The organism is Lacisediminimonas profundi (assembly GCF_008831265.1).
Taxonomy (GTDB): domain Bacteria; phylum Pseudomonadota; class Gammaproteobacteria; order Burkholderiales; family Burkholderiaceae_D; genus Lacisediminimonas; species Lacisediminimonas profundi.
In genome coordinates this window covers 1,014,409-1,039,454 of the sequence record NZ_VTTH01000001.1, presented here as the reverse complement: position 1 = coordinate 1,039,454, position 25,046 = coordinate 1,014,409, and the positions used below count along the sequence as shown (strand labels likewise).

Annotated in this window: 27 protein-coding genes; 19 read left to right on the top strand and 8 right to left on the bottom strand. The window is 62.0% G+C overall.

Features of this window, described 5'->3' with window-relative positions; genetic code table 11:
• Positions 1-399, bottom strand: a complete 399-nt coding sequence (locus tag FVE66_RS04730) for a diacylglycerol kinase (RefSeq protein ID WP_151446197.1) — start codon at positions 397-399, stop codon at positions 1-3.
• Positions 400-560: 161 nt separating this feature from the next.
• Here FVE66_RS04730 and FVE66_RS04725 point away from each other — a divergent pair, with 161 nt between their 5' ends.
• The 5 genes from FVE66_RS04725 (at position 561) to FVE66_RS04705 (ending at position 5,126) form a co-directional block, all read left to right on the top strand.
• Positions 561-1,349: an IclR family transcriptional regulator gene (locus FVE66_RS04725; RefSeq protein WP_151446196.1), complete on the top strand. Its 789-nt coding sequence runs from the start codon at positions 561-563 to the stop codon at positions 1,347-1,349.
• A 400-nt stretch (positions 1,350-1,749) separates the two neighbouring features.
• Positions 1,750-2,763: an ABC transporter substrate-binding protein gene (locus tag FVE66_RS04720; protein ID WP_161993183.1), complete on the top strand. Its 1,014-nt coding sequence runs from the start codon at positions 1,750-1,752 to the stop codon at positions 2,761-2,763.
• On the top strand, positions 2,760-3,584 hold the full coding sequence (locus FVE66_RS04715) for an ABC transporter ATP-binding protein (RefSeq protein WP_151446195.1): 825 nt from the start codon (positions 2,760-2,762) through the stop codon (positions 3,582-3,584). Before FVE66_RS04720 ends, FVE66_RS04715 begins: the two co-directional genes overlap by 4 nt.
• Before the next feature lie 3 nt (positions 3,585-3,587).
• Positions 3,588-4,421, top strand: a complete 834-nt coding sequence (locus FVE66_RS04710; RefSeq protein ID WP_151446194.1) for an ABC transporter permease — start codon at positions 3,588-3,590, stop codon at positions 4,419-4,421.
• Between the two features lie 15 nt (positions 4,422-4,436).
• The gene (locus tag FVE66_RS04705) at positions 4,437-5,126 is read left to right on the top strand and encodes an isochorismatase family protein (protein WP_151446421.1); all 690 of its coding nucleotides are present in this window, start codon (positions 4,437-4,439) and stop codon (positions 5,124-5,126) included.
• A 65-nt stretch (positions 5,127-5,191) separates the two neighbouring features.
• Here FVE66_RS04705 and FVE66_RS04700 read toward each other — a convergent pair whose 3' ends face one another.
• The gene (locus tag FVE66_RS04700) at positions 5,192-6,121 is read right to left on the bottom strand and encodes an ornithine cyclodeaminase family protein (protein WP_151446193.1); all 930 of its coding nucleotides are present in this window, start codon (positions 6,119-6,121) and stop codon (positions 5,192-5,194) included.
• A gap of 69 nt (positions 6,122-6,190) precedes the next feature.
• Positions 6,191-6,889: a GntR family transcriptional regulator gene (locus FVE66_RS04695; RefSeq protein WP_151446420.1), complete on the bottom strand. Its 699-nt coding sequence runs from the start codon at positions 6,887-6,889 to the stop codon at positions 6,191-6,193.
• A gap of 349 nt (positions 6,890-7,238) precedes the next feature.
• Here FVE66_RS04695 and FVE66_RS04690 point away from each other — a divergent pair, with 349 nt between their 5' ends.
• From FVE66_RS04690 to FVE66_RS04645, 10 genes are all read left to right on the top strand, one after another.
• Positions 7,239-8,774 carry a hypothetical protein gene (locus FVE66_RS04690; protein WP_151446192.1) on the top strand — a complete coding sequence of 512 codons (1,536 nt, stop codon included), beginning with the start codon at positions 7,239-7,241 and terminating at the stop codon, positions 8,772-8,774.
• 14 nt (positions 8,775-8,788) lie between these two features.
• Complete coding sequence (locus tag FVE66_RS04685) at positions 8,789-10,309, top strand: gamma-glutamyltransferase family protein (RefSeq protein WP_151446191.1); 1,521 nt, start codon at positions 8,789-8,791, stop codon at positions 10,307-10,309.
• Positions 10,310-10,491: 182 nt separating this feature from the next.
• Positions 10,492-11,214 (top strand): iron-containing redox enzyme family protein, encoded by a 723-nt coding sequence (locus FVE66_RS04680; RefSeq protein WP_151446190.1) that lies wholly within the window; start codon positions 10,492-10,494, stop codon positions 11,212-11,214.
• Positions 11,215-11,317: 103 nt separating this feature from the next.
• Positions 11,318-12,772, top strand: a complete 1,455-nt coding sequence (locus tag FVE66_RS04675) for an aldehyde dehydrogenase family protein (protein ID WP_151446189.1) — start codon at positions 11,318-11,320, stop codon at positions 12,770-12,772.
• Positions 12,773-12,818: 46 nt separating this feature from the next.
• Positions 12,819-13,298, top strand: a complete 480-nt coding sequence (locus FVE66_RS04670) for a GlcG/HbpS family heme-binding protein (RefSeq protein WP_151446188.1) — start codon at positions 12,819-12,821, stop codon at positions 13,296-13,298.
• A 72-nt stretch (positions 13,299-13,370) separates the two neighbouring features.
• Positions 13,371-14,390: a 2Fe-2S iron-sulfur cluster-binding protein gene (locus FVE66_RS04665; protein ID WP_151446187.1), complete on the top strand. Its 1,020-nt coding sequence runs from the start codon at positions 13,371-13,373 to the stop codon at positions 14,388-14,390.
• A 39-nt stretch (positions 14,391-14,429) separates the two neighbouring features.
• A complete protein-coding gene (locus FVE66_RS04660) occupies positions 14,430-14,756 on the top strand; it encodes a 2Fe-2S iron-sulfur cluster-binding protein (RefSeq protein ID WP_151446186.1) in 327 nt (108 codons plus the stop codon).
• 50 nt (positions 14,757-14,806) lie between these two features.
• Positions 14,807-15,106, top strand: a complete 300-nt coding sequence (locus FVE66_RS04655) for a ferredoxin (protein ID WP_151446185.1) — start codon at positions 14,807-14,809, stop codon at positions 15,104-15,106.
• Positions 15,107-15,165: 59 nt separating this feature from the next.
• Positions 15,166-15,468 carry a 2Fe-2S iron-sulfur cluster-binding protein gene (locus FVE66_RS04650; RefSeq protein ID WP_151446419.1) on the top strand — a complete coding sequence of 101 codons (303 nt, stop codon included), beginning with the start codon at positions 15,166-15,168 and terminating at the stop codon, positions 15,466-15,468.
• Positions 15,469-15,612: 144 nt separating this feature from the next.
• A complete protein-coding gene (locus tag FVE66_RS04645) occupies positions 15,613-16,350 on the top strand; it encodes a sulfite exporter TauE/SafE family protein (protein ID WP_151446184.1) in 738 nt (245 codons plus the stop codon).
• Between the two features lie 97 nt (positions 16,351-16,447).
• On the opposite strand, the gene pbpG is transcribed toward FVE66_RS04645, so the two are convergent.
• From pbpG to FVE66_RS04625, 4 genes are all read right to left on the bottom strand, one after another.
• A complete protein-coding gene (pbpG, locus tag FVE66_RS04640) occupies positions 16,448-17,548 on the bottom strand; it encodes a D-alanyl-D-alanine endopeptidase (protein ID WP_151446183.1) in 1,101 nt (366 codons plus the stop codon).
• A 256-nt stretch (positions 17,549-17,804) separates the two neighbouring features.
• The gene (locus tag FVE66_RS04635) at positions 17,805-18,500 is read right to left on the bottom strand and encodes a nitroreductase (RefSeq protein WP_151446182.1); all 696 of its coding nucleotides are present in this window, start codon (positions 18,498-18,500) and stop codon (positions 17,805-17,807) included.
• A gap of 40 nt (positions 18,501-18,540) precedes the next feature.
• Positions 18,541-19,389: a DMT family transporter gene (locus FVE66_RS04630; protein WP_421829138.1), complete on the bottom strand. Its 849-nt coding sequence runs from the start codon at positions 19,387-19,389 to the stop codon at positions 18,541-18,543.
• 56 nt (positions 19,390-19,445) lie between these two features.
• A complete protein-coding gene (locus FVE66_RS04625; RefSeq protein ID WP_151446418.1) occupies positions 19,446-20,375 on the bottom strand; it encodes a histone deacetylase family protein in 930 nt (309 codons plus the stop codon).
• A 251-nt stretch (positions 20,376-20,626) separates the two neighbouring features.
• Here FVE66_RS04625 and phaP point away from each other — a divergent pair, with 251 nt between their 5' ends.
• Positions 20,627-21,193, top strand: coding sequence for a TIGR01841 family phasin (gene phaP, locus FVE66_RS04620; protein WP_151446180.1), 567 nt, complete (start codon positions 20,627-20,629; stop codon positions 21,191-21,193).
• 114 nt (positions 21,194-21,307) lie between these two features.
• Here the strand turns inward: phaP and FVE66_RS04615 are convergent, their stop codons facing one another.
• Entirely contained in the window at positions 21,308-21,634 is a 327-nt protein-coding gene (locus FVE66_RS04615; RefSeq protein ID WP_151446179.1) for a thioredoxin family protein, read from the bottom strand.
• Positions 21,635-21,977: 343 nt separating this feature from the next.
• Here FVE66_RS04615 and FVE66_RS04610 point away from each other — a divergent pair, with 343 nt between their 5' ends.
• The 3 genes from FVE66_RS04610 to FVE66_RS04600 are packed head-to-tail and all read left to right on the top strand — an operon-like array spanning position 21,978 to position 25,039.
• Entirely contained in the window at positions 21,978-22,961 is a 984-nt protein-coding gene (locus FVE66_RS04610) for a tripartite tricarboxylate transporter substrate binding protein (RefSeq protein WP_241673004.1), read from the top strand.
• A 4-nt stretch (positions 22,962-22,965) separates the two neighbouring features.
• Entirely contained in the window at positions 22,966-24,414 is a 1,449-nt protein-coding gene (locus tag FVE66_RS04605) for a UbiD family decarboxylase (protein ID WP_151446178.1), read from the top strand.
• A gap of 28 nt (positions 24,415-24,442) precedes the next feature.
• A complete protein-coding gene (locus FVE66_RS04600; RefSeq protein ID WP_151446177.1) occupies positions 24,443-25,039 on the top strand; it encodes a UbiX family flavin prenyltransferase in 597 nt (198 codons plus the stop codon).
• Positions 25,040-25,046 lie beyond the last annotated feature (7 nt).

Genomic DNA, 25,046 nt, shown 5'->3' with positions numbered 1-25,046 from the left:
TCACCCGAACACCACCGGATAGAGCAGCACGCCCCAGGTCAGGAGCGCCAGGCCCAGCGACAGCGCGACGGCCGCGCTGCCGAAATCCTTCGCATTCTTCGACAGCGGGTGGGTCTCCAGCGAAATGCGGTCGATCGCAGCTTCGATCGACGAGTTCAGTAACTCGACGATCAGCACCAGGACCAGGACGCCAGCCAGCAGCAGTTTTTCCACCGCGCTGACCGGAAGAAACAGCGCTAACAGCACGCCCGGCAACACGATCATCAACTCCTGCCGGAAGGAATGCTCGCTACGCACCGCAGTCCACAAGCCCATGACCGAGTATTGAAAGGCATTCAAGATACGGCGCAAGCCGCTCTTGCTCTTGAACGGGCTGACGACCTGGGGAGTCTCGGACATAGAAAAATTTAGTGGAACGATTCCGGCACGCGCCGGACGGTGAATTATCGGGCCAAGCATCGCTTGATGCAATTTGCGTGTGTATCAACGAAGACCCTGCTGCTATTGACGTCTTTTCACAATGTGGTATAAAGCATATATTGCATTGCACCACGATACGTATGAAAGCCGACGCCCTCCCCGAAACCGACAAGACTGCGATCCAGGTAATCGAGCGCATCTCGTCGCTGCTTGACGCACTGGCAAGACACCCCGACCCGGTCAGCCTCAAGCAACTGTCCAGCCTGACCGGACTGCACCCTTCCACTGCCCATCGCATCCTCAACGACCTGGTGATGAAGCGCTTCGTGGACCGCGCCGAGCCCGGCGCTTACCGTCTGGGCATGCGGCTGCTGGAATTGGGCAATATCGTCAAGAGCCGGCTCGACGTGCGGGAAGCAGCAATCGATTTCATGCGTGCCCTGCATCGCAAGACCAACCAGACCGTCAATCTGTCGGTGCGCCAGGGCGACGAGATCGTCTATATCGACCGCTCCTTTTCAGAACGTTCCGGCATGCAGGTGGTACGGGCAATCGGCGGGCGGGCCCCCCTGCACCTGACGTCGACCGGCAAGCTGTTCCTCTCGGTCGACGATCCCAGGCAGGTGCGGGCCTACGCCACCCGGACTGGACTGGCCGGACACAACAAGAACTCGATCACGGACTTGGCGCGCCTGGAGCGCGAACTGAGCCTGGTACGCGCGCGCGGCTATGCGCGCGACAATGAAGAACTGGAACTGGGGGTGCGCTGCATTGCAGCAGGCATACGCGACGACTCCGGCCGCATGATTGCGGGGCTGTCGATTTCGGCGCCCGCCGACCGCCTGCAGGACGAGTGGGTCGACGACCTGCTCAAGACAGTCCAGGAAATATCCTCGGTCCTCGGCCACACGCCCCAGCCTCGCACCTGAGGCCAGCAGCACCCGCCCGTGACGAAGCAGTCATCACGGGCGCTCCATCCGCACGACCCGCCCTCCTCCTCCTGCCTCACCTCCCACCCTCGACTGGCTTGACCCTGCCATGCAATTTTTTTCGTCTGGCATGATTCTTGTATACATTCTTCAAAAATAGTGGCGAATCGCCCAAGCTGACCTGCATCCCGTCAGAATGTTTGAAAATGAAGCATTTTGTCTATGAGAGTGCCCTGTATATGGGAGCTGGCGCACCAGAATCGGACGGCCTTGCCGCTTTTTTAAATTAGGTTGACAACTACACTAAATTGTATGGAGTATACAGTTTGGCGGATTAAATCATCCAGCTTGTCATACCTAAAAGAGTTTTCCCGACCAGAAACCACCCGAAAGGAGTCACATGTCATCCCATCTCCACGCCAGGCGAGCACTGATGCAAGCCGCCCTCGCTGCCTTCGCCCTGACCACCTCCGCCGGCGTCCATGCCCAAGCGGCCAAGGCCCCGGTCAAGGTCCGCTATGAAGAAGTCGTTCGGTCCATCCTTTATGTGCCGGCCTATGTCGCCCTGACCCAGGGTTTCTTCAAGGACGCCGGTCTCGATGTTACGATGAAAACGTCGCAGGGTACTGACAAGGGCATGGCCGCCCTGCTGTCGGGCAGCGCCGACATCGTCCTGATCGGGCCGGAGGCGACGGTCTATGTACAGAACAGTGAATCGCCCGTCAAGCCGCGCATCTTCTCCGGGCTGACCGCGACCGATGGCTTCCTTCTCGTCTCGCGCAACAAGGAAGCGCTGGACTGGAGCAAGCTGAAGGGCAAGACCATCATGGGCTTCCGTCCGGGCTCGAATCCCGACGTTTACCTGGAAACGGCACTGCGCAAGCATGGCATCGATCCGAAAAAGGACGTCACCATCCTGAACAACCTGGGACCAGCTGCAAGGGCCGGCGCCTGGATGTCCGGACGTGCCGACTACGCAATTTTCCTCGAACCTGAAGTGGGCACACTGGAGCGCGAGGGAAAAGCTTATCCGGTGGCGTCGATCGGCGCCGAAGTGGGACAGGTCGATTACACGGTATTCACCACCACCGACGCATTCATCAGCAAGCAGCCGCAAGTGGTGCAGGCATGGACCAATGCGATCGCCCGCGCGATGAAACATGTCCAGGCCGCTTCGCCCGCGGACCTGGCCAAGCAGGTGGCAGAATTCTTCCCGGCCGTGCCGCAGAACCAGATCGCCTCCGCCATCGAGCGCTACAAGAAGCACAACATCTGGAAAACTTCTCCCTTGGTCGAGCAGGAAGCGATCAACAAGCTGCAGGACATGCTGGTCACCAGCGCCGTGCTGGAAAACGGCAAGCGGGTAAAGTACCAGGACATCGTGGTCACCGACTTTGCGAAGCGGGCAAAATGAGCAGCGCACATCTCTCCGCCGTGCCTGTCCCCGTAGCGGGGCAGGCCAAGATAGCCATCCAGGGCGTCGGCCTGCGCTACTTCACGCGCGAGGCCGAAACCGAGGCGCTATCCAACATCTCCCTCGACTTCAAGGCCGGGGAGTTTGTCAGCATCATCGGCCAGTCAGGCTGCGGCAAGAGCACGCTGCTGTCGCTGATCGCCGGCATCGTCCCGGCCACCGATGGCACAGTCCTGCTGGACGGCAAACCGATCACCGGCCCCTCCCCGCGCGTCGGCTACATGCTGCAACAGGACTACCTGTATGAATGGCGCAGCATCCTCGACAATTGCATACTCGGCGCCGAGATCCAGGGCATGGATCTCGACCGGGCGCGGGCACGCGCCGTGCAGCTGCTGCAGAAATGCGCGCTCGGGGACTTCCTGCATCATTATCCACGGCAGCTGTCCGGCGGCATGCGGCAACGCGTGGCCCTGGTGCGCACCCTCGTGACCGAACCTGATGTGGTTTTGCTGGACGAGCCGTTTTCCGCGCTCGACTCGCAGACCAGGCTGGCGATCGCTGACGAGGTGGTGGACGTGCTTCGCGACGAAGGCAAGACCGTCATCCTGGTTACTCACGACATCGGCGAAGCAATTGCCATGACGGACCGGGTGATCGTGCTGTCACGCCGCCCGGGCAGGGTCCGTTCCGAACACAAGATCGAATTCGCAGTCCAGGACGGGAAACGGCCGACGCCTTTCGTGGCGCGCAGCCTGCCCGAATTCAACGAGTACTTCAACCTGCTATGGAAGGAACTCGACGTCCACGTCGAAGGATAATCAATGAGCGCCATACCCTCCTCCGTCCCCCTGCGGGTCGTGTCTGCGCCGAGCGCACAGTACAAACGCTACCTGCAGCTGACCCGCCGCAACAGCCAACTGGTGATTGGAAGCCAATTGCTGCTGCTGATAGTGTTCTTTGGCCTCTGGGAATTGCTTCCACGCATGAAGCTGATCAACCCCATGCTGACCAGCTACCCCAGTGCGCTGTGGCCGACCTTCGTCGACCTTCTGTTCAACGGCAAGCTGCTGAACCACACCTGGTCAACGCTGTACGCCACCCTGATCGGCTTCGCACTGAGCATGGTGCTGGGCGTGATCGCCGCAGCCGCGCTGTGGTGGTCGGACTTCTTCTACAAGGTCGTCGATCCGTTCCTGGTCGTCGCCAACGCGATGCCGAAAATTGCGTTCGTGCCGATCTTCTACATCTGGCTCGGCTCGGAATATTCGATCTACGGCATTGCAGTGGCGATTGCGGTATTCGTCACGATCATGATCATGTATGCCGGTTTCCGCGCCATCGACCCCAACAAGATCAAGCTTGCGCTGACATTCGGGGCTACGCGCTGGCAGGTGCTGCAAAAGGTGGTGCTGCCAGGCAGCGTGCCGACTTTCATCTCGGCGCTGAAGATGAATGTCGGGCTGGCGCTGGTGGGTGTGGTGGTGGGCGAGTTCCAGTCCTCCAACTCGGGCCTGGGATTCCTGATCATCAACGGCAGCCAGATGTTCAAGATGAACATCGTGATGACATCGATCACCGTGCTGGCGCTGCTATCGAGCCTGATGTACCTGGCGATCTACTACCTCGAAGCGGCGGTCAACCGCCGCTACAACTGAAGGTCGGACATGGCGATCGAATTCCCGCAGTGGGTAGTGGACCGCGTGGTGGCCCGCCAGGGCCGGCTGCATGCCTATGACTGCATGGTCCCGCAACGTACGGCCTTTGTCGTTGTCGACCTGCAGAACTACTACATGATGCCGGGCTACCAGGGCGAATGCGCGCCAGCGCGGGCGATCATCCCGGCGGTGAACAGGCTGGCCTCCAGCCTGCGCAGCGCCGGCGGCACCGTGGTCTGGATCCAGACCTCGGCCGACGGGGCCGACCAGTTCTGGTCACATCATCATTCGGAAATGCTGACGCCGGAGCGCAGCCAGCGCCGGCTGCGCGAGCTGGCGAGTTCGTCGCCCGGTTTCGCGCTGCATCCCGAGCTTGACGCCCGGCCGGAAGACCCGCGCGTAGTGAAGCGCTGCTACAGCGCGCTGACGGAGGGCTCGTCCAACCTGGCAGAGATGCTGCGCTCGCGCGGCATCGACACCGTGCTGATCGGTGGCACGGTGACCAATGTCTGCTGCGAATCGACAGCGCGCGACGCCATGATGATGAACTTTCGCACGGTGATGGTGGAGGACGCGCTTGCGTCCGTGACCGAGCAGGAGCAACTGCATTCGCTTTACAACTGGATGCTGTATTTTGGCGACGTGTTGTCGGTGGGTCAGGTTGAGGCTGCGATTGGGCGGTCTGCGCAGGAAGCGGCGGCTTGAGCTTGGCTTAGGGTGGGTGGGTGTGTTCTGGCTGGTGGCTTGCCAACAAGCCACCAGCCACCCTGTCAGGCAGCCTTCAACCCCGTTCCACTCACACGCTGCCACGCGACAGAAGCCAGCGCAATATCCTGCAAGCCCACCCCCACCGCCTTGTAGATCAGGATGTCCTCCGCAGTCCTGCGCGGCGTCACCAGCCCGGCAACGACATCGCCGAATTCCAGGATCTTCTCCGCTACCAGGACGCCGTCGCCGGCGCGCACGATATCGCCAGCCTCGCGCATCGACTGCGCCTTCCATTCCACTACCACGGCTTGCGCCCGCGACAGGGCCACATCGTCCAGCTCGCGGGTATGCGGCAGGCTCGACCCGATGGCTGCAACAAAAGCGCCCGGCTTCAGCCATTCACCGGCAAACAGCGGTTCGGTCGAGCGCGATGCGGTCACGACGATGTCAGCAGCGCGCACCGCATCCTCCGGCGTCGACATCTCCACCGGCACCCCGCACGAGGCCGTCAACCGGGTCGCCAGGTCTGCCGGCGCGTAGGGATCGTTGACCAGTATCCGCTCCAGCCCAAAGGCCTGCGCGAATTCCTGGGCATGGGCGACGCCCTGCACGCCAGCGCCAAACAGCGCCATGGTCTTCGCGCCCGGGTTCGCCATGCTGCGCGCAGCCAGCACCGAGCAGGCTGCTGTGCGCAGGCGGGTGATGGCCCCGGCATCCAGCGAGGCCAGCGGCCGGCCATCGTCAGTTGAGAAAATCAGTATCACGAACCGGAACTGGCCGGAGATGGTCGTGTAGACCTTGGCGCCCGTCACGCCTAGCTCCGGTATCACAGCGCCCAACGTGGACAGCTTGACGCCACCCGCTTCGGTGCGGATGCGCTCCTGCATGGCGGCCCGGCCGTGGGCAAAGCTGATGTAGGCATCCTTCATCACCCGTTCGGCATCGGCCGGGGTGACGAGGCGTTCGATCATGTCATCGGTAATGTGCAGCATGAACAATGGTTCCAGAGGTGGAGATCAAGAAAATGGCGGACGCGCCGCCCGGCGCGCCACCAATTGGAATCAGGGGGCAGTCGCAGCAGCCTGCTTCGGATGGAACGAGTCGCGGGCGACGTTATGCACGTGTTGGGCGGCCAGCAAGGCTGCAAGCTCGGCATTGCCGGAAATGACGGCATGCAGCACCTGGGCATGCTCCTCCCAATTCTGCCGCGAACGCACGGTATGGCTGGAAGTAAACAACATGGCAGTACGGTCGCGCAGCGAGCGCATCATGTCCGTCAGCACATCGTTGCCGGCAGCGGTGGCCAGCAATTCATGAAAGCGCGTATTCAGTTCCACCAACAGCGCGGCATCGTTGCCCTGGGCTGCAGTGATGCCCAGTTCCAGCACCTGCTTCAATTCCGCCATCGACTTGTCAGTCCGACGCTGCGCAGCAAGCTTGGCGTTCAAGCCCTCGAGGGTAGCCCGCACTTCGATCAGGTCGCGCGCCACTTCGTCGGAATAGAAAGCCACGCAGGCGCCGCGCCGCGGCTCGATCGTCACCAGCCCTTCGGCCGCCAGTGCCCGCAAGGCTTCGCGAACCGGAATGCGGGATGCGCCCATCTCTTCTGAAAGTTTGGTCTCGACCAGGCGCTCGCCGTTAGCCAGCTCACCGCTGAGGATGCGCTGGCGCAGGGTGTCGCGGATAAGTGCAAACAGTGGCAAATGCTGCTGGCCCACTTTCACAGCAGCCGGCACGGGTGGACGGGAGGCATTGGTCATGGCTACTACGCTCGTCAATACTGGAATCCGGATTGTATACGGTGTTCACCAAAGCGGGAAGTTGTACCGCGTGCTGGCACAGGATTTGCGATGCCGGAAGGCAGCAAGCCGGTACTCGACCACAGCCCTGCTTCCCAAGCACGGGAATCGCCTTTTTTTCAAACCTGCTCACCAATATGAAAACCTGCTGCGGTGCATTGCACCAAAAAAATCAGTTGAAGCGCCTCAATCAATTGTATACAGTAGCCCAACTTAAGCGCCGCAAAGACGGACGCAATCCATCCAGTAATGCAGCATCCAGCACCGCGGAGACGGTCGCAATTCAACTATCAATCGAAGTGGGGAACACATGCAACAAACAATCATGATCGGTACAGCCCATTGGGTGTACCTGGCTGGCGTGGCGGTCATCGTCCTGACGATGATCCTGCGCGCCAATGTGGTAGTGCCATCAATCATCGGCACCTTCGCCGTCATGTGGGCACTGACCGGCAGTCCGGTCAGCGCCGTCGCTGGCGTCTTCAACGCCAGCTTCGTCGCCGCCAAGGAACTGTTCAACATCTTCCTCGTCATCGCATTCATGACGGCGCTGCTCAACGCATTGCGCTCGATCGGGTCCGACATCCGCATGGTGGAGCCGTTCCGCGGGGTGATGAAGAACGGGCATGTCGCCTACTTCGTGCTGGCCGCGATCACTTATGTGATCTCGCTGTTCTTCTGGCCAACCCCGGCGGTGCCGCTGGTGGCTGCGATCCTGTTGCCGGCGGCGATTGCAGCCGGCCTGCCGCCGCTGATGGGCGCCATGGCAATCGCCATCGCCGGCCAAGGCATGGCGCTGTCCTCCGACTATGTGATCGGCGTCGCGCCCGGCATCAGTGCCAAGGCAGCCGGCGCAGCAGTGCAAGCGAGCATGGTTGCCGACCGGGCACTGGTGTTGTCCGTGATCGTCGGCGGAATTGCGCTGATACTTGGCTATTTTTCGATGCGCCGCTACATCGTGGCCGCCAACCCGCTCCTGCTGGCACGCTGGCAGTCGAATGTCAGCGACAACGGCCTGTCCGAACTGAAGAAATACACGGGCTCGTATAACAAGGAAATGCTGGTCGAAAGTGCTGCTTCGCACCAGGTCCTGGGCACGGATTCCCAGGTCTCGGCAGCGCTGGCAGGCAGCGGAATCCCCGGCTGGTCGAAAATCTTCGCCATCGTCACCCCGCTCACCTTCCTCGGCGTGGTGTTGGTGATGGTACTGCCCAAGCTGGGCATGGGCACCGCGGACCTGAAGGGCGGTGATGCGGCGGCACTGGTCGGCGGCGTAGCGGCGATCCTGATGATGGCGGTTACCTGGGCCGCGGTCGGCCCGCGCAAGCTGCTGGACGTAGCCCCGGACCACATCGTCGACGGCCTGGTGTTCGCCTTCAAGGCAATGGGTGCCGTGTTGCCGATCGCCGGATTCTTCTTCGTCGGCGCCAATGAGACGCTGGCGCAAATGCTGGGCGTGGCTGCTGCCAAGGCGCCGAACCTGCTGTTCGAGGTGGTGCAAGCAAGCCAGCATATGATTCCTGATAGCCGCATACTGGTCGCCTTCGGCGTCCTGATCGTCGGCATGATCACTGGCATCGATGGCTCCGGCTTCGCCGGCCTGCCGCTGACGGGCTCGCTGTCGGGTGCACTCGGCCCGGTCTCCGGCATCCATCCGGCGACGCTGGCAGCAATCGGCCAGATGGGCGCGGTGTGGACCGGCGGCGGATGCTTGATTGCATGGTCCTCCCTGATCGCGGTAGCCGGCTTCTCTCGCGTTCCGGTACTGGATGCGGTGCGCATGCTGATGGTGCCGGTGCTGACAGGCCTTGCTGCTGCGACCATCGCCGCTGTGGTCCTCTGGTAAGGCGCAGCAAAGGCATGGAAGCAGCCGCAACGACATGCAGTTCTGTGCACAACGTGCAATCCGGTTTCCGGCCTGCCGGAAAGCATGCGCTGGGCCGCAATACGATGATCGCCACCGGCCATCCGCTGGCAGCAGCAGCCGCGCAGGCCATGCTGGATGCCGGCGGCGGCGCGGTGGACGCCGCAATCGCAGCGGATGCGGTGATGGGCGTGGTGGAACCGATGGCAACCAGCATCGGCGGCGATCTGCAGGCAATGATCGTCGAGCCCGACGGCTTTGCGATTACCTGCAACGGCACCGGCCGCGCCCCGGCGGCGCTGACAACAAGCATGGTCGAAGCCCTGCCCGGCCGGCGCATACCGGAACGCCACCCCTTGTCGGTCACGGTTCCGGGCGCAGTCCGTGGCTGGAGCGATCTGCATCAACGCTATGGCAAGTTGCCGTGGCCAGCCTTGTTCGAACACGCGATCGCCGCAGCCGCTGACGGCTTCGCGGTAGCGCCGGTGGCCGCCCGCGAATGGCGCTGGTTCGACCGCGTGCTGCATCATGATGAACACTGCGCACGCCTTTATCGCGCAGGAAACTCGCCAGCGGCCGGCGAAGTATTTCACAACTCCGAACTAGCGCAGGTCTTGCGCGAGATCGCGCAAGACGGCGCCGATGTTTTCTATACAGGCCGCGTCGCGCGGGCGATTGCGCAGGGCGTGCAAGCTCACGGCGGCGTGCTGGCCGAGCAAGACCTGGCGCATCACGAGGGCGACTGGCGCACACCCTTGCGGGCCAGCTTTCGCGGGCTCACGCTGCTTGAATGCCCGCCAAATTCTCACGGCTGCGCAGTGCTGGAAGCGCTGGAGCGGACCGAGGATCTATGCACCGGGATCGATCCTGCCAGCCCGCAAGCCATGCTGGAACTCGTAAGGGCCACCGGCATTGCGCTGGCGCGGGCGCGCGAGACGGTGACCGATCCGTCCGGCAATACCGTGTGCACCGTGGTGGTCGACGGCAGCGGCCGCGCCGTGACGCTGATGAGCAGCATTTTCAAACGCTTCGGTTGCGGCATCGTCGCGCCGGGCTGCGGGTTCGTGCTGCAAAACCGCGGCTTTGGCTTCGCCCTGCCGGGGCATGTGAATGGCCCGGCGCCGAACAAGCGCCCCTATCACACTGTCATACCGGCGGCGGCATTGAAGGACGGCGTGTTCCATGCCGGCTTCGGCGTGGTCGGCGGGCTGATGCAACCCCAGGGCCATATCCAGCTGATGTGGCGGCTGGCAGCCATGGGGCAGGAGCTGCCGGCTGCGATGTCCGCGCCACGCTGGCGGCTGGAGGCCGGCGACAAGCTGGCCATCGAGCAAGGAATGCCAACCGACATTGGCAACGCGCTGCGCAGCGCAGGTTTCGAGGCACCGCCTGCCGGAACCGGCGAACTGGCCGGACGCAGCGACTTCGGGGGCGCCCAGTTCGTGTTGCGCCGGCAGGATGGCAGCCTGGAAGGCTGCTCCGACCCGCGCAAGGATGGCGTTGCGTGCGGTACTTGAATGGACCGGGCACCAAGTAGAAGCCAGGAAAAACCAGGAAAACTCGGGAAAATCCCGGCAGACCTAAAAAACAATACAAGTGACGAGAATTTATGTATACAATATACCCACGCAATCCCAGATAGTCGTCGAATACGCAGTCACCCTTCACCACCCTGTCATCCCGAAGAATGGAGAATCATATGAGCAAGCTGATGTCCCGCGATGAATTCCGGACCGCCCTTGAGCAAGCAATCCAAGGCAAGAGCGCCAACAAATCCCCGTTCAGCCTGGCCTGGGCCGGCGGCACCCTTTCGCGCGCGCACCTGGCCCGCTGGGCCGAGAACCACTACCACTACGTCGGCCCGTTCGCCGACTACCTGGGCTACCTCTATGCCCGCATGCCAGCCGAGTACGTCGATGCCAAGGATTTCCTGCTGGCCAACATGTATGAAGAAGAAATCGGCGGCGATCGCCACACTGACCTGCTGATCCGTTTCGCCGAAGCCTGCGGCACCACCCGTGAGCGCGTCAAGAATCCGGACAACATGTCGCCGACCACGCTCGGCCTGCAAAGCTGGTGTTATTCGGTCGCCATGCGCGAAGACCCGATCGTGGCAGTGGCCGCACTGGTCGTCGGTCTGGAATCGCAGGTGCCGTCGATCTATCGCAAGCAGACACCGACGCTGCGCGAAAAATATGGCTTCACTGACGAAGAAGTCGAATTTTTCGACCTGCACATCGTCTCCGACGAAATCCACGGCGAACGCGGCTACCAGATCGTGCTGGAACATGCGACCACGGTTGAGCTGCAGCAGCGCTGCCTGAAGATCTGCGAGACCGGTGCCCAGATGCGCCTGCTGTACACGACCGCGCTGTACCACGACTACGTCGAACAGCGTCAGGACGTCGCGCTGGCCGCCTGAGCCACGCCGGGCCTTCCCTCCACGACAGCACTGACTGCAGCAGGACCGAAAGGCCCTGCGCGCAGCCGGTGCTGCCGCATAACCAGATTCCCGTATCGAGCACATGAGCAGCCCCCAGGAATTCAAGAATCACATTGACGGCGAATGGTCCGCCAGCATCACTGGCAAGACATTCGAAAACCGCAATCCGGCCGATACCAGCGACCTGGTCGGCCTGTTCCAGGCCTCGGGCGTGGAAGATGCGCAGCGCGCCGTTGCCGCTGCCGCAGCCGCTTTCGATGGCTGGAAAAAAACCCCGGTTTCCAAACGCGCGAAGGTACTCAACAGCGCCGCCGACTGGCTGGAAGCCAACGCCCAGCAGATCGCGCAGGAGCTCACGCGCGAAGAGGGCAAGGGCGTAGCGCTTGCCAGGGATGAAGTGCTGCGTTCGGCGCAGACCCTGCGCTTTTACGCCGTCGAAGGCCAGTCGTTCACTGGCGAGACCTTCCCGCAGGACGATCCCGATATGGTGGTCTACACCCAGCGCGAGCCGCTTGGCGTGGTCACCGTCATCTCGCCCTGGAATTTTCCGATTTCGATCCCGGCGCGCAAGATTGCGCCAGCGCTGATCATGGGCAATACGGTCGTATTCAAGCCGTCGTCGGATGCGCCGCTTTCCGGCTACCGGCTGGCAGAAGCACTGATCCAGGCCGGCTTGCCCAAGGGCGTGATGAACCTGATTACCGGACGCGCCGGCGACATCGGCGCTGCCATCACCGAAGCGCCGCAGGTGCGCGCGATCTCGTTCACCGGGTCGACCGCAGCCGGCCAGCACATCCATCGTTCGGTGCCGCTGACCACGCGCACCCAGATGGAACTGGGTGGCAAAAATCCGCTGATCGTGATGGAAGATGCCAATCTCGACCAAGCGGTGGACCTCGCCATCAAGGGCGGCCTGTCACTGACCGGCCAGGCCTGCACCGGCACCAGCCGCATCATCGTGATGTCGCAGGTGAAAGCGGCATTCACCGAAAAACTGCTGGAAAAGATCAAGTCGCTCAAGATCGGCAACGGCATGACCGCCGGCATGGACATCGGCCCGCTAGCCACGCAAAAGCAACTGGAGACAGTGCTGTCCTACATCGCGATCGGCAAGCAGGAAGCGCGGCACCTGGTGGGCGGCGAGCGCCTGACCGGCGGCGAGTTCGACAAGGGCTTCTACGTGTCGCCGGCGGTGTTCACCGACGTCACGCAGCAGATGCGCATCGCGCGCGAAGAAATATTCGGCCCGGTGCTGGCCATCATCGAAGCCAGCAGCTTCGATGATGCCATGGCCAAGGCCAACGACACCGAGTATGGACTGTCGGCTGCCATCGCCACCGGCAATGCGCGCCATGCGCATCGCTTCGCGCATGAAATCCAGTCCGGCACGGTAAAGATCAACCGCACCACCACCGGCAACCTGATCAATGCGCCCTTCGGTGGACTGAAGTCATCCAGCACCTCGACCTTCCGCGAATCCGGCCGCACGGGACTGGAGTTTTATACCCAGGTCAAGACCGTCTATCGCGGCTGCTGACACCCGGCGCCCAAGACAGAAAACTCGAATACAAGGACACAGGAAAATGAAACAAAGCATCAAGCTGGAACTGAAAGAAGCCCGTCTGATGATCGCTGCGGCAATCGCCAAGGCCGAGCAGATCGGCGTGCTGGAAACCATATGCGTGGTCGATGACGGCGGCTATCCGCTGGCGATGGAGCGCATGGACGGCGCCCGCATCACGGGCCCGCAGATTGCCTGGAACAAGGCCTTCACCGCTGCCGGCCACAAGCGCTCGACCCATCTGTTCAACACGGCGCCGAACGGCCCTGCCCTGCCCGGCAATGAAGCCTTCGGCATCCAGTGGAGCTTCGACGGCAAGTTCGCGGTTTTTGTCGGCGGCTATCCGATCGTGGTGAATGGCGAAGTGATCGGCGGCGTCGGCCTGTCCGGCGGCAACGGCGAGCAGGACACCGCGTGCGGCGTCGCTGCGCTGCAAGCCCTGCACGATGCGCTGGCAGGCGCAGGCTACGAGGTCATGGTCGCGGCCGACATCAAGAAATAGCAGCAGAAACAAATACAAGCAGCAGCAAGCAGAAACAAGCGTTCCCGGCATCAACCATAGCAAGGGCAACACATGTCTTACCAGGTTCAACTTGAAAGCGGCGAGTCCTTCACAGTCAACAGTGACGAGACAGTGCTGCAGGCAGCATTGCGAGCAGACCTGAATCTGCCGCACGACTGCACCATGGGCGGCTGTGGCACCTGCCGCATTCGTCTGCTCCAGGGCAACGTCGCCTATGAAGAGCAGCCGTTCGGCCTGACACCGGAAGAAGAGGCGGAGGGCTATGCGCTGGCATGCCAGGCACGGCCGCAAAGCGACCTGGTGATCGCGCCGGGCCGTACCGCCGACGCCCTGCCCGAGGTCCAGCGCACGAGCGCCAGCATCAAGGCCATCACCGCCGTCACCGACAGCGTGTTGCACCTGGTGCTGGAAACGCCGGAGCCGGTGCCCTTCCTGCCGGGCCAGTACATGAATGTCCATCTGGGCGACGGCAGCACGCGCAGTTTTTCCATGGCCAGCGCACCCGACGGCAGGCAGCTAGACTTCCACGTCAAGCGGGTGCCCGGCGGCCAGTTCACCGAGAGCCAGTTGTCGCAGGCACAGCCGGGACAAACGCTGGATGTCGAACTGCCGCTCGGTTCCTTCCACTTGCACCGTGAAGATTACCGCCCCTTGCTGATGGTCGCGACCGGTACCGGCATCGCACCGATCCGTGCCATCCTGCAGTCGCTGCTGGACGATCCGGACTGTCCTCCGGTATGGCTTTACTGGGGCATGCGGTCCGAGGCGGAGCTGTGGCTGGCCGACGAACTGGCCTCGTGGCGCGAGCGGCTTTATGAATTCCAGTTCGTGCCGGTGCTGTCGCGCGCAGGCGCACAATGGCAGGGCCGGCGCGGGCACGTGCAAGATGCGATCGCGATGGACTTCGATGACCTGTCCGAACATGCGATCTACCTGTGCGGCGCACCTGAAATGGTGCACCAGGCCAAGAGCGCCTTCATCGTGCGCGGCGCCAGCATCGATCACCTCTACGCCGACACCTTCAACTTCGCCCATCAGCTTGAACCGGTCGAGCAAGAGCAGGCCGCCTGAGCGGCCAGGACAGCAAGAACAGCAGGAGCAGAGAACGCAATGCCAAAAGTCATATTGCACAAGAACGGCCAGCCGCACGAGGGCGAGATCAAGGACGACGGCAACCTGGTCGTTTCCGCCGGCATCAAGAAATTTCCCTTCCCGCACCTGTCCTATGGATGCGGCATGGGCAAGTGTGCCAAGTGCGCCTGTATCATCCTGCAGGGAGGCGAACACCTGCCGGCGCCAAACTGGAAGGAAAAGAAGCAGCTGGGCGCGCATCTCGAAAAGGGCTACCGGCTGGCTTGCCAGCTGTGGCTGTCGCATGACATAGAACTGAGCCAGGACGGCATCGATCCGGCGCTGGCGGCGCAGGCCGCCAAGTAGCATCAAGGCCGCCGCATCCAATACCCATCCATCCTCGCAAGAGAACAAGCATGTACGTGATAATGATCAGCAAGAGCGGGCAATTCAGGACTGAAGCCGCGCAGCCGGAGGACATGAAGCTGCTGGAAGCGTGGGACTATGTTTTCTTCGGCAAGAAGAAAGCACACTTCGTGATCGCGGAACTGGACCATGAAGTGAAGGTGAAGGTCACTGACGAGACCGAGTCGGCAACCATCAACTATGTGCCGTCCAAGTTCCTGCCCCGCTTTGGCACGATAGAGGAAGCGCGCGCGGAACTGCGCAGCCTGACCAACTTCGGCAAGCTGGAAACGGAACTGGTACGCGCATGACCACGTCAGCAACAATGGACGGCCGTGCTGGCACGGCCACCAAAACACCGGAAAAGTCGATGATAGAAGTAAGGTTCGTAACCAACGGAGGAAAGGTTGTCACCGCCCCCGAAAATAGCAATCTGCTGCGCGTCTCCCTGCGCGAGAAGGGCGGGATACCATTCAAATGCGGCGGCGGCCTGTGCGGCACTTGCCGATGCAAGATCGAGGAAGGCCGCGACAATCTGGACGCGGTGAAGGACAAGGAACGCAAGCACCTGACCGAGGCCGATTTCGAGAACGGCTTCCGGATGGCGTGCCAGACCTTCGTGGTCAAGGGCAGCATCAGCGTATCCTGGGACCCCACCAAGAACGCCCGATAAGGGCGTTACCCCGGCACGGGGTCATGACGTGGCAACAGGCGGGCAAAATGCCGGGAACAAGCGGACAGCAAGCTGCCTGGGACTGACCACAACGAAGCAAATGGCCGTAGCAGGAACGAGCGGCCACCACCGACATCGATAACCATGGACTACCCGGTAAGCACGCTGGCATTCATCGCCGTGATTTTCATCCTGGCCGGCACGGTGAAAGGCTTCATCGGCCTGGGCCTGCCGACGGTCGCAATCGGCCTGCTCACATTCAGGATCGGCACCCCCGAAGCGGTCACGATGCTGATCATGCCGACCGTCATCACCAACCTGTGGCAATTGGTGTCGGGCCCGCGTTTCGTTCACCTGATCCGCCGATTCCTGAGCTTGCTGGCATGCCTGTTCATCGGCGCCTTCATCGGCGTGCGACTGCTGATCGACGGCGAGTTCGCCACGGTGATGCTGGGGCTGGTGCTGACCGGCTACGGCGTGCTCGGCCTGACGAATGTGCAGTTCACCGTCGCCCCTCGCTGGGAGGCCCGGCTGTCACCGCTGACAGGCGTGGTCACCGGCGTGTTGTACGGATCGACTGGACTGGGGGTGACAGCAGTTCCCTACGTCGGCGCGCTCGGACTGTCCAAGGATGAAACGATACAGGCGATGGGCCTGATCTTTTCAGTCATGTCGCTGGCGACCGCGCTGGCGCTGGCATGGGCCGGCAAGTACCATCCCACGGTAGCGGGCACATCGGCCATGGCGCTGCTGCCAGCAATGGTGGGGATGATGATCGGACAGCGCTTGCGCGACCGGGTGAGCGCAGTCGTGTTCCGCCGCTGCTTCTTCATCGCGATAGTGGCGCTGGGAATCTACACGGTGCTCCACGGCATTCGCTGAGCAAGCTGCAGCGCAAGCCCGGCATCTCCGTGAGCGGAGCCTGCCACAAATGAAAAAAGGCGATCAAGCGATCGCCTTTTTTGTCCGTAGCCAGCAATCAGCCCTGCTGCGCCACTATCCTGGAACTCAGGAACGGTCTGTTTGATTCGATCCAGCGCCGCACGCGCGAGGCGTCGGCAATGCGCGACAGCTTGCCCTTGGAGTCGAGGAAGATCATCACCACTGCCCGCCCCTCGATCTTGGCCTGCATCACCAGGCAGCGCCCGGCTTCGGCGATGTAGCCCGTCTTCTGCAGACCGATGTTCCAGTCGGAATTATCGACCAGGTAGTTGGAGTTCTTGTAGTGCAGCACGCCGGCGCCCGGCTCGACCACGTATTTCTGATCGGTCGAATACTCGCGAATGACCGGATGCTGGTAAGACGCAACCACCAGCTTGGCAAGATCGCGTGCGCTGGAGACGTTGCCGCTGGACAGGCCGGTGGAGTCGACGTAACGGGTGCTGCTCATGCCCAGTTGCCGTGCTTTCGCATTCATTGCCGCGACAAATGTGCCGATGCCGCCCGGATAGTGGCGCCCAAGTGCGGATGCCGCCCGGTTTTCGGAACTCATCAAGGCAATGTGGAGCATGTCGGCACGGGTCAGTTGCGAACCGACGCGCAGGCGCGAGTGACTGAATTTTTCGCGGTCGACGTCGGCGTCGGTCACGGTCAGCAATTCATCCATGCGCTGGTTGGCTTCGACCACCACCAGCGCTGTCATCAGCTTGGTGATCGACGCGATCGGCAGCGCAACCGAGGCGTTCTTGTCGAGCAGGACGTCCGAGGTGTTCTGGTCAATGACCAGGGCGACGTTGGACTTGAGTTCAAGCGGATCGCGGGTCAGGTGCAGGCCGGCGATGTCGCCGGCTGTCAGCTGGGCCGGCGCGTTGTTGATGGCAGGCGAATAGCCAACACGCTGGAAATTGCCCTTGCGCCGGACAGCGCTGGAACGGACCGGCTTCGCAGTTGCCTTGGTGGTCGCAGCGGCACGCCGTTTGGCCTTGCTCCGCTTGACTGCGCGGGTGCCACTTGCTTTTTTGGGTTGTGCCTTGTGCTTCGCGGATCGCGCAGCAGTGGAAGTGTCGGCCGCATGGGCAACTGGCGGGAAGACGACCAAAGCCACAAAAGAAAAAAGCACGCCAAGTGCCGCTTTGAGCATCGCTTACTCCCTGGATGATGCCTGTTGTAAAGTCCTTGCAGTGTAGCAAAATAGTGAAAATCTGCAAGAGAATTAGGGAGTTAGGAAAGACCTTTAATTAATTTTCTTACCGGGAATCAAAGAAAACGTGGGAGGGGGGAGACACCGGCGGGTGTTTCACCTGCCGCAAGGCTGGCTTGTGGCAGGGAATGCGACGGCGACCATGCCAGCCCGGGTGCACCGGCCAGCAAGCAAGGTCACCACGCTCAAACCACGCTCAATCAAGGAAACGGGTGAATCCGGATACCGGCTCTCGTTCCGAAATCAGCGAATTTTCGATTTTCGACTCGTCGGCATAGCCAAGCGACATGCCGCATACCACCGCCTCGTTGTCGGGCAGTTGCAGTTCCTCGCTGACGATCCGGTGGTAATGGGTGAATGCCGCCTGTGGGCAGGTGTCGAGCCCACGTCCGCGCGCCGCAATCATGATGTTTTCCAGGAACATGCCGTAGTCCAGGAACGAGCCCTTTTCCAGCGCCCGGTCGACCGTGAAGATCATGCCTACCGGCGCATCGAAAAATTTGTAGTTGCGGGCATGCTGCGCGCGCATGCCTTCCTTGTTGTCGCGGGTCAGGTTCAACAGCGCGTACAGGTCCCAGCCTACCTTGCGGCGCCGGTCGATGTAGGGCGAGAACCATTTCACCGGGTAGTAGTGATACTCCTCCTTGTGCGCGGCGGCCCGTTCGGGATCGAGGTAGACCGACATCAGGCTGTCAACCAAGCGCTGCTTGCTGGCCCCGGTCAGCACATACACCTTCCAGGGCTGGATATTGGTGCCTGACGGCGCCCGCGCGGCAACGTGCAAGATGGCTTCGATGTCTTCGCGCTCCACCGGGGTGGGCAGGAAGGCGCGAATCGAGCGGCGCGAGACGATCGCCTGATCTACGATTTTCTGGGATTCGGATTCAATCATCTGTTGGTTCCTGGCGTTCCTCGGGTTCTTGGAAATGGCTTCATGATTTTCTGACGACAAAAAATACGCCCGTGACGGCGAGCACCATGCCCGCAGCCCCGATGAGGCTGAAAGTCTCGCCAAACATCAGCCAGGCCATGATGGCCGTGACTGGCGGCGTGAGATAGAAGTAACTGGTGACGCTGGTGGCCGCATGGCGCCGGATCAGCGCAAACAGCAGGAATGCCGCGCCGATCGACAAGCCCAGCACCGACCACAGCAAGGCGCCCAGGAATGCTGGCGTCCAGTGCACCTGCGCAAAGGCCGGCGTCAGGTCCTCGAATACGATGGCCAATGGCAGCACGACCACCGTGGCCGCCGCGAACTGGATCACGGTGCCGGTGCGCAGGTCGAAGCGCGGACAAAATCGCTTCTGGTACAAGGTGCCGACGGTGATCGAAACCAGCGCCATCAAGGACAGTCCGATGCTGGCTGCGCTCAGGCCGATCAGGCTGACCTTGTTCGAGACCACCAGCGCCACGCCGCACAAGCCGAGCACCAAGCCGACCCACTGCCGCGCCCGCAAGGACTCGCCCACCAGCGGTGCCGCGAACGCGGTGAGTATCGGCTGCATTCCGACGATCAGTGCCACCAGGCCTGCCGGCATGCCCAGGTTGATCGCGGTCCAGACGCCGCCAATGTAGAAGGTCTGCAGCAGGACCCCGGCCAGCGCGATATGCCAGATTTTGCCTGTTGGCCAGGGGGCGCGCACCAGCAATACCAGCGGCACCAGCACCACCAGCAAGCCAATGAAGCGCAACAGCAGGAAAGTCAGTGGTGGCGCATAGGGCAGGCCAAACTTGCCGACGATGAATCCGGTGCTCCACAGTATGACAAACACGAAGGGCATGACTGCGATCCAGTGCGAGGATGCAGTGCTGGCGGTCGCGTTGGCTGAAGGAGAAGTCATCGGGCTTGAACAGTTCCTGGGAGTGGCCACGGCAGCGCTGCGAAGCGGGCAGCCATGGCAATGGTTCGGGCATGCACGGAAACGGTGTCGGCGATGTGCCTGCCGTAGCCGCCCGCCATCGTAACTGCAACGGCAATTCCCCGCTCATGTGCCGCGGAGAATACACGCCGGTCGCGTTCGGCCAGGCCATCCAGCGTCAGTTTCAGGCGGCCCAAGCGGTCACCCTCATGCGGGTCGGCGCCGGCCAGGTAGACAATCAGTTGCGGCGAGAAACGCGCAAACATCTGCGCCAGCGCGTCGTCCAGCGCAGCGAGGTAGACGCCGTCGCCTGCCCCGTCGGGCAGCGGCATGTCCAGGTCGCTACGCTCCTTGCTGAAGGGGTAATTGTTTTCGCCATGCAGCGACAAGGTGAATATCGAATCGTCCGCCGCCAGGATGGCCGCCGTGCCATTCCCCTGGTGCACATCAAGATCGACGATGGCTACTTCACGCACCCTTCGTTCGGCCTGCATCAGGCGCGACGCGACCGCCGCATCATTGAACACGCAAAAGCCTTCGCCATGATCGGAAAAAGCGTGATGGGTACCGCCTGCCAGGTTGAACGAGATTCCGTCTTCGAGTGCGGCCCGGCAGGCGGCGATGGTGGCGCCAGCCGACCTGCGCGAGCGCTCGGACATTTGCACCGACCAGGGAAAACCGATCTGCTTTTGTTCGCGTTCCGACAACAGCCCTTCCGAAACGGCCTGGATGTAACGAGGATGATGCGCCAGGGCCAATTCGCCATCGCTGGCTCGCGGCGCTTCGCAAAATTGCATGGACGGGTCGGCAGCCTGCGCTGCCTCGCGAATCAGCCGGTACTTCTCCATCGGGAAACGGTGGCCCGCCGGAAGCGGCAGGACGAAGTGATCGCTGTAAAAGGCTTTCAATGGCGGACCGTGGAAGTTGACGAAAAAGTTTAGCACGCTGGCTCACAGCACTCGCCGCCTTGCCCCGCCAGCGCAATACAAGCCCTGCAATGCCTGAAACACATACCTTTGATGCAGCGCAAAATAAAGCGCTTGACATACCGCAATCAGCCCTTAGAATGAGCCATGTTGCACTGCACAAGCCTTGGGAAATTTCCGGGTGAAGGCAGCCCCACCCCGCTTTACCAGGCATCACTCATCAGGAGAAACCCATGCTTTCGTATCAAGAACAGCTGTCAAATGCCACCCGCTCGCAGATGGAAGCCACGCTTGCATTGATGACCAACCTGACTACCCGCACTTTTGAAGGTGTCGAGAAGTTCATTGAACTGAACCTGACCGTCGCCAAGACTTCCCTGGAAGAATCGACCGCCGCCGTGCAGCAACTGCTGGCTGCCAAGGATCCCCAGTCGTTCTTCTCGCTGACCACTGCCCAGGCGCAGCCGAATGCCGAAAAAGCGCTGGCTTATGGCCGTCACCTGGCCACCATCGCATCCAGCCTGCAGGCTGAATTCACCAAGGCTACCGAAGCCCAGATCGCAGACGCCAACCACAAGGTCGTGGCACTGGTCGAGGAAATCAGCAAGAACGCACCGGCTGGTTCCGAGAACGCGGTCGCCTTCCTCAAGTCAGCCATCGGCAACGCCAGCGCCGGCTACGAGCAACTGAGCAAGAGCGCCAAGCAAGCGGTCGAAGCAATGGAAGGCAACATCGCCAGCGCGACCGCGCAAATGACGCAGGCCGCTGCCAAGGCGAGCGGCCGCAGCGCCAAGAAATAAGTCCGTCGCAACAGGACCGCTGCAACAGGACCGCTTCAATCCGGTCCTCGTAAAAATCCCCGCCGATGGCGGGGATTTTTTTTGCCTGCTGCAGCAGATGGCTGCCGACTAACGTCAGGCGCCGTCGATCAGCCCCAATCCGCGGCGCACCTCGTCCGCGTCGAGCGGCCGCACGACACGATTGACCTCCACGCCATTTTTCAGGAATACCAGCGTCGGCCACAGCTTGACGTGGAAGGAGCGCCCCAGCGCCCGGCCCCGGCCGTCCTCGACCTTCACATGGCGGACCTGTTCGTGGCCTGCAAACGCATCGCCGATCAATGGCTGCGCCGCGCGGCAATGGCCGCACCATCCGGTGCCGAATTCCAGCACCGCCGGCCCGGTCCATGCGTCCACCTCGGCCCGCGCCGGCTCGTTGGGCGAATACTCCTGACTGCTCATGACAAGCTCCTGATAGTTTCCATCTTGTTGCCGCTGCCGACAGGTCTTGCGGCTGCCCTCCCGACGGGCTTCAGGCCAAGCATGCCGGGCAAGACCCGGACCGGTCAAGTCTGGCCAGACCAGCCTATGCCGGACCTGCCAACACCATCATTTTTTATGATTGCTTTGATCATTAAATATTATTTGCGGTGATTCAATCAGGATCCCTATACTCGCCACGTTTGCACCCAACCGGCATCCATAGCCGTGACCCGTGCAATTCCCGACGCTGACGATGCCGGCATCTGCCGCATTGCCCAATATGCCGCCATATGCCGCTCAATTCACAAGAACCGGAGACAAAGTGACCAAAGCCGTTCGACTTCTCGCATCCACCCTGCTCGCGACCGCCTTCTTCGCCGCCGCGACCCATGCCCAAGCCCAGGCACAGACTTATCCGTCGCAACCCATCCGCATCGTCGTGCCCTATGCACCGGGTGGATTCAACGACACCATCGCCCGCCTGGTCGGTCGCAAGTTGCAGGAAGCGTGGGGCCAGCCCGCCGTCGCCGACAACCGTCCCGGCGGTGGTACCACGCTAGGCCTTTCGATCGCCGCGAAGTCGCCGCCGGACGGCTACACGCTGACCGTGGTCGGTTTCCCGACCGTGGCCAACCAGTTCCTGATCAAGAAACTTCCCTACGACACCAACCGCGATTTCACACCGGTCATCCTGGGCGCCTTCTCGCCTAACCTGCTGGTCGTAAAAGCCGATTCGCCGATCAAATCGATGAAGGACTTCATCGCCGCTGCCCAGGCAAAGCCAGGCAAGATGAATTACGCCACAGCCGGCAACGGCACCTCGAACCACCTGACGATGGAGTACTTCAAGAGCATCGCCGGCATCGACCTGGTGCAAGTGCCGTACAAGGGCAGCGCGCCGATGATCACCGACCTGATCGGCGGACAGGTCGACATCATGTTCGACAACGCGCCGCATGTGATGCCGCATGTAAAGGGAGGACGCCTGCGCGCGCTGGCCATCACCAGCGAGAAGCGCTCGCCATTGCTGCCGGACGTGCCGACAGTTGCCGAACTCGGTTATCCCGGATTTTCCGTAGCGGTCTGGTACGGCTTTGCCGCACCGGCCGGCACCCCGGCTGACATCGTGCAGAAGCTGAACCGCGAGATCAACAAGGTGCTGCAGGCCGATGACGTGAAGAAGGCATTCACCGATGCCGGCGTGGAAGCACTGGGCGGGACCACGCAGCAGTACGACACCTTCTTCAAGGCGGAATCCGCGCGCTGGGGCAAGGTCATCAAGCAGGCCAACATCGTCGCGGACTGAGATCATGGCAACTTCGACTACCAGCACGCCAGCGCGCGACCTGCGTCAATGGCTGGCCCGCCTGGGCGACTCGGACCGGCTCGCGGTGACACGCGAGAACGTTCCGCTTGAACATCAGCTGGCGGCGATTGCCAAGCGGCTCGACGGCAGCAAGGCTGCCTGGTTCCCCAAGCCGGGCGGGCATGCGATACCGGTGGTTTCCGGCTTCATGTCGCGCCGTTCCTGGATCGCCGAAGCGATGGGCGTGCCCGAGTCCGGCCTGCTGGAAGCCTATCGGCGCGCCGCCGAGAATCCCCTGCCCTGCGAGGAAGTGGCAGCGGACGATGCCCCCTGCCAGCAAGTGGTTCACATGGAAATCGATCTGCAGCGCCTGCTGCCGATCCCGACCCATAGCGAACATGACAACGGTGCCTACATCACGGCCGGCATGGTGATCGCCCGCAACCCTGTAACCGGCGTGCAGAACGTCTCGATCAACCGCATCCAGGTACACGCAAAGGACCGGATGGCGATACTGATCCTGCCGCGCCACCTGTTCTCGTACTGGCAGGCGGCCGAAGCAGCCGGCCAGGCGCTGCCGGTGGCCGTCGTCATCGGCGCCGACCCGCTGACCCTGCTGGCCTCGCAAGCAGTAGTGCCGATCGACCATGACGAAATGGAAATCGCCGGCGCCCTGCATGGCCGGCCGCTGCGGGTGGTGAAATGCAAGACCAACGATGTGCGCGTCCCGGCCGATGCCGAGATCGTGATCGAAGGCCGGCTGCTGCCCAATGTGCGCGAACTGGAAGGCCCGTTTGGCGAATTTCCCAAGTACTACAGCGCGCAGGAAAAGCGCGAAGTAATACAGGTCGATGCGGTTACCCACCGCAAGTCGCCGATCTACCACACCATCGTGCCGGCCGAAATGGAACACCTGTTGCTGGGCGCCATTCCGCGCGAAGCCACCCTGCTGGCCCACCTGCAACGCAGCTTCCCGGGCGTGAAAGATGTGCATCTTTCCGTCGGTGGCGTTGCGCGCTATCACCTGCACGTGAAATTCGACAAGCGCCGCGAAGGCGAACCCAAGAACGTGATGATGTGCGCCTTCGCCGGACACTATGACGTCAAGCAGGTGATCGTGGTCGACACCGACGTCGACGTGCATGATCCGCAACAGGTCGAATGGGCTGTTGCCACCCGGTTCCAGGCCGATCGCGACCTGATGGTGGTGGCCGGCGCGCAAGGTTCAGTGCTCGACCCGTCCACCACCGTCGGCCAGGATGGCCCGAATGGCGAGCCGGCCCCGCCTTACTGCCAGGGCATCAGCGCCAAGATGGGACTGGATGCGACCAAGCCGGTTGCGTACCATGGCCATGTGTTCACCAAGGTTCGGGTACCCGGAGAAGAATCGGTCGACCTGGCAAGGGAAGTGGTTGCGGGCGCCAGGATAGACTGGAATAATCCCGGCGCATGATGACCAGCCCCACACCATCCCGAACAGAATGAACAAGACTCCTTCCCGGCCACGCCTCGTGGTCGCCATCACTGGCGCCAGCGGTTCCATCTACGGCATTCGCCTGCTGCAGCAACTGCGCGAATCGGGCGCCTGCGAGACCCATCTGGTGATGTCGTCCTCCGGCGCGCTGACCGCCGCCCACGAACTGTCGATGAAACGCAGCGAGATCGAAGCCCTGGCCGACGTCGTGCACAGCGTCAAGGACATTGGCGCCAGCATTGCCAGCGGCTCGTTCCAGTCAGTCGGCATGGTGATCGCGCCCTGCTCGATGAAGACGTTGGCCAGCGTCGCCAACGGCTTCGCCGACAACCTGGTCACCCGCTCGGCAGATGTGATGCTGAAGGAAAGGCGCAGGCTGGTGCTGATGGTGCGCGAAACCCCGTTCAACCTGGCCCATCTGCGCAACATGACGGCAGTGACGGAAATGGGCGGCATCGTGTTTCCGCCCATGCCGGCGTTCTACTCGATGCCGGAAACGCTGGAGGAGATGGTCCAGCACACCGTCGGCCGCGTTCTCGATCTCTTTTCGATCCCTCACACCGGACTGGTCAAGCGCTGGGAAGGCATGAAGCCCGCCGACTGAGCCTGGC

Excerpts from the sequence above, each read along its gene's own strand:
- FVE66_RS04730 (WP_151446197.1), bottom strand. The coding sequence starts at position 399 with ATGTCCGAGACTCCCCAGGTCGTCAGCCCGTTCAAGAGCAAGAGCGGC.
- FVE66_RS04725 (WP_151446196.1), top strand. The coding sequence starts at position 561 with ATGAAAGCCGACGCCCTCCCCGAAACCGACAAGACTGCGATCCAGGTA.
- FVE66_RS04720 (WP_161993183.1), top strand. The coding sequence starts at position 1,750 with ATGTCATCCCATCTCCACGCCAGGCGAGCACTGATGCAAGCCGCCCTC.
- FVE66_RS04715 (WP_151446195.1), top strand. The coding sequence starts at position 2,760 with ATGAGCAGCGCACATCTCTCCGCCGTGCCTGTCCCCGTAGCGGGGCAG.
- FVE66_RS04710 (WP_151446194.1), top strand. The coding sequence starts at position 3,588 with ATGAGCGCCATACCCTCCTCCGTCCCCCTGCGGGTCGTGTCTGCGCCG.
- FVE66_RS04700 (WP_151446193.1), bottom strand. The coding sequence starts at position 6,121 with ATGCTGCACATTACCGATGACATGATCGAACGCCTCGTCACCCCGGCC.
- FVE66_RS04695 (WP_151446420.1), bottom strand. The coding sequence starts at position 6,889 with ATGACCAATGCCTCCCGTCCACCCGTGCCGGCTGCTGTGAAAGTGGGC.
- FVE66_RS04690 (WP_151446192.1), top strand. The coding sequence starts at position 7,239 with ATGCAACAAACAATCATGATCGGTACAGCCCATTGGGTGTACCTGGCT.
- FVE66_RS04685 (WP_151446191.1), top strand. The coding sequence starts at position 8,789 with ATGGAAGCAGCCGCAACGACATGCAGTTCTGTGCACAACGTGCAATCC.
- FVE66_RS04680 (WP_151446190.1), top strand. The coding sequence starts at position 10,492 with ATGAGCAAGCTGATGTCCCGCGATGAATTCCGGACCGCCCTTGAGCAA.
- FVE66_RS04675 (WP_151446189.1), top strand. The coding sequence starts at position 11,318 with ATGAGCAGCCCCCAGGAATTCAAGAATCACATTGACGGCGAATGGTCC.
- FVE66_RS04670 (WP_151446188.1), top strand. The coding sequence starts at position 12,819 with ATGAAACAAAGCATCAAGCTGGAACTGAAAGAAGCCCGTCTGATGATC.
- FVE66_RS04665 (WP_151446187.1), top strand. The coding sequence starts at position 13,371 with ATGTCTTACCAGGTTCAACTTGAAAGCGGCGAGTCCTTCACAGTCAAC.
- FVE66_RS04660 (WP_151446186.1), top strand. The coding sequence starts at position 14,430 with ATGCCAAAAGTCATATTGCACAAGAACGGCCAGCCGCACGAGGGCGAG.
- FVE66_RS04655 (WP_151446185.1), top strand. The coding sequence starts at position 14,807 with ATGTACGTGATAATGATCAGCAAGAGCGGGCAATTCAGGACTGAAGCC.
- FVE66_RS04650 (WP_151446419.1), top strand. The coding sequence starts at position 15,166 with ATGATAGAAGTAAGGTTCGTAACCAACGGAGGAAAGGTTGTCACCGCC.
- FVE66_RS04645 (WP_151446184.1), top strand. The coding sequence starts at position 15,613 with ATGGACTACCCGGTAAGCACGCTGGCATTCATCGCCGTGATTTTCATC.
- pbpG (WP_151446183.1), bottom strand. The coding sequence starts at position 17,548 with ATGCTCAAAGCGGCACTTGGCGTGCTTTTTTCTTTTGTGGCTTTGGTC.
- FVE66_RS04635 (WP_151446182.1), bottom strand. The coding sequence starts at position 18,500 with ATGATTGAATCCGAATCCCAGAAAATCGTAGATCAGGCGATCGTCTCG.
- FVE66_RS04630 (WP_421829138.1), bottom strand. The coding sequence starts at position 19,389 with ATGCCCTTCGTGTTTGTCATACTGTGGAGCACCGGATTCATCGTCGGC.
- phaP (WP_151446180.1), top strand. The coding sequence starts at position 20,627 with ATGCTTTCGTATCAAGAACAGCTGTCAAATGCCACCCGCTCGCAGATG.
- FVE66_RS04615 (WP_151446179.1), bottom strand. The coding sequence starts at position 21,634 with ATGAGCAGTCAGGAGTATTCGCCCAACGAGCCGGCGCGGGCCGAGGTG.
- FVE66_RS04605 (WP_151446178.1), top strand. The coding sequence starts at position 22,966 with ATGGCAACTTCGACTACCAGCACGCCAGCGCGCGACCTGCGTCAATGG.
- FVE66_RS04600 (WP_151446177.1), top strand. The coding sequence starts at position 24,443 with ATGAACAAGACTCCTTCCCGGCCACGCCTCGTGGTCGCCATCACTGGC.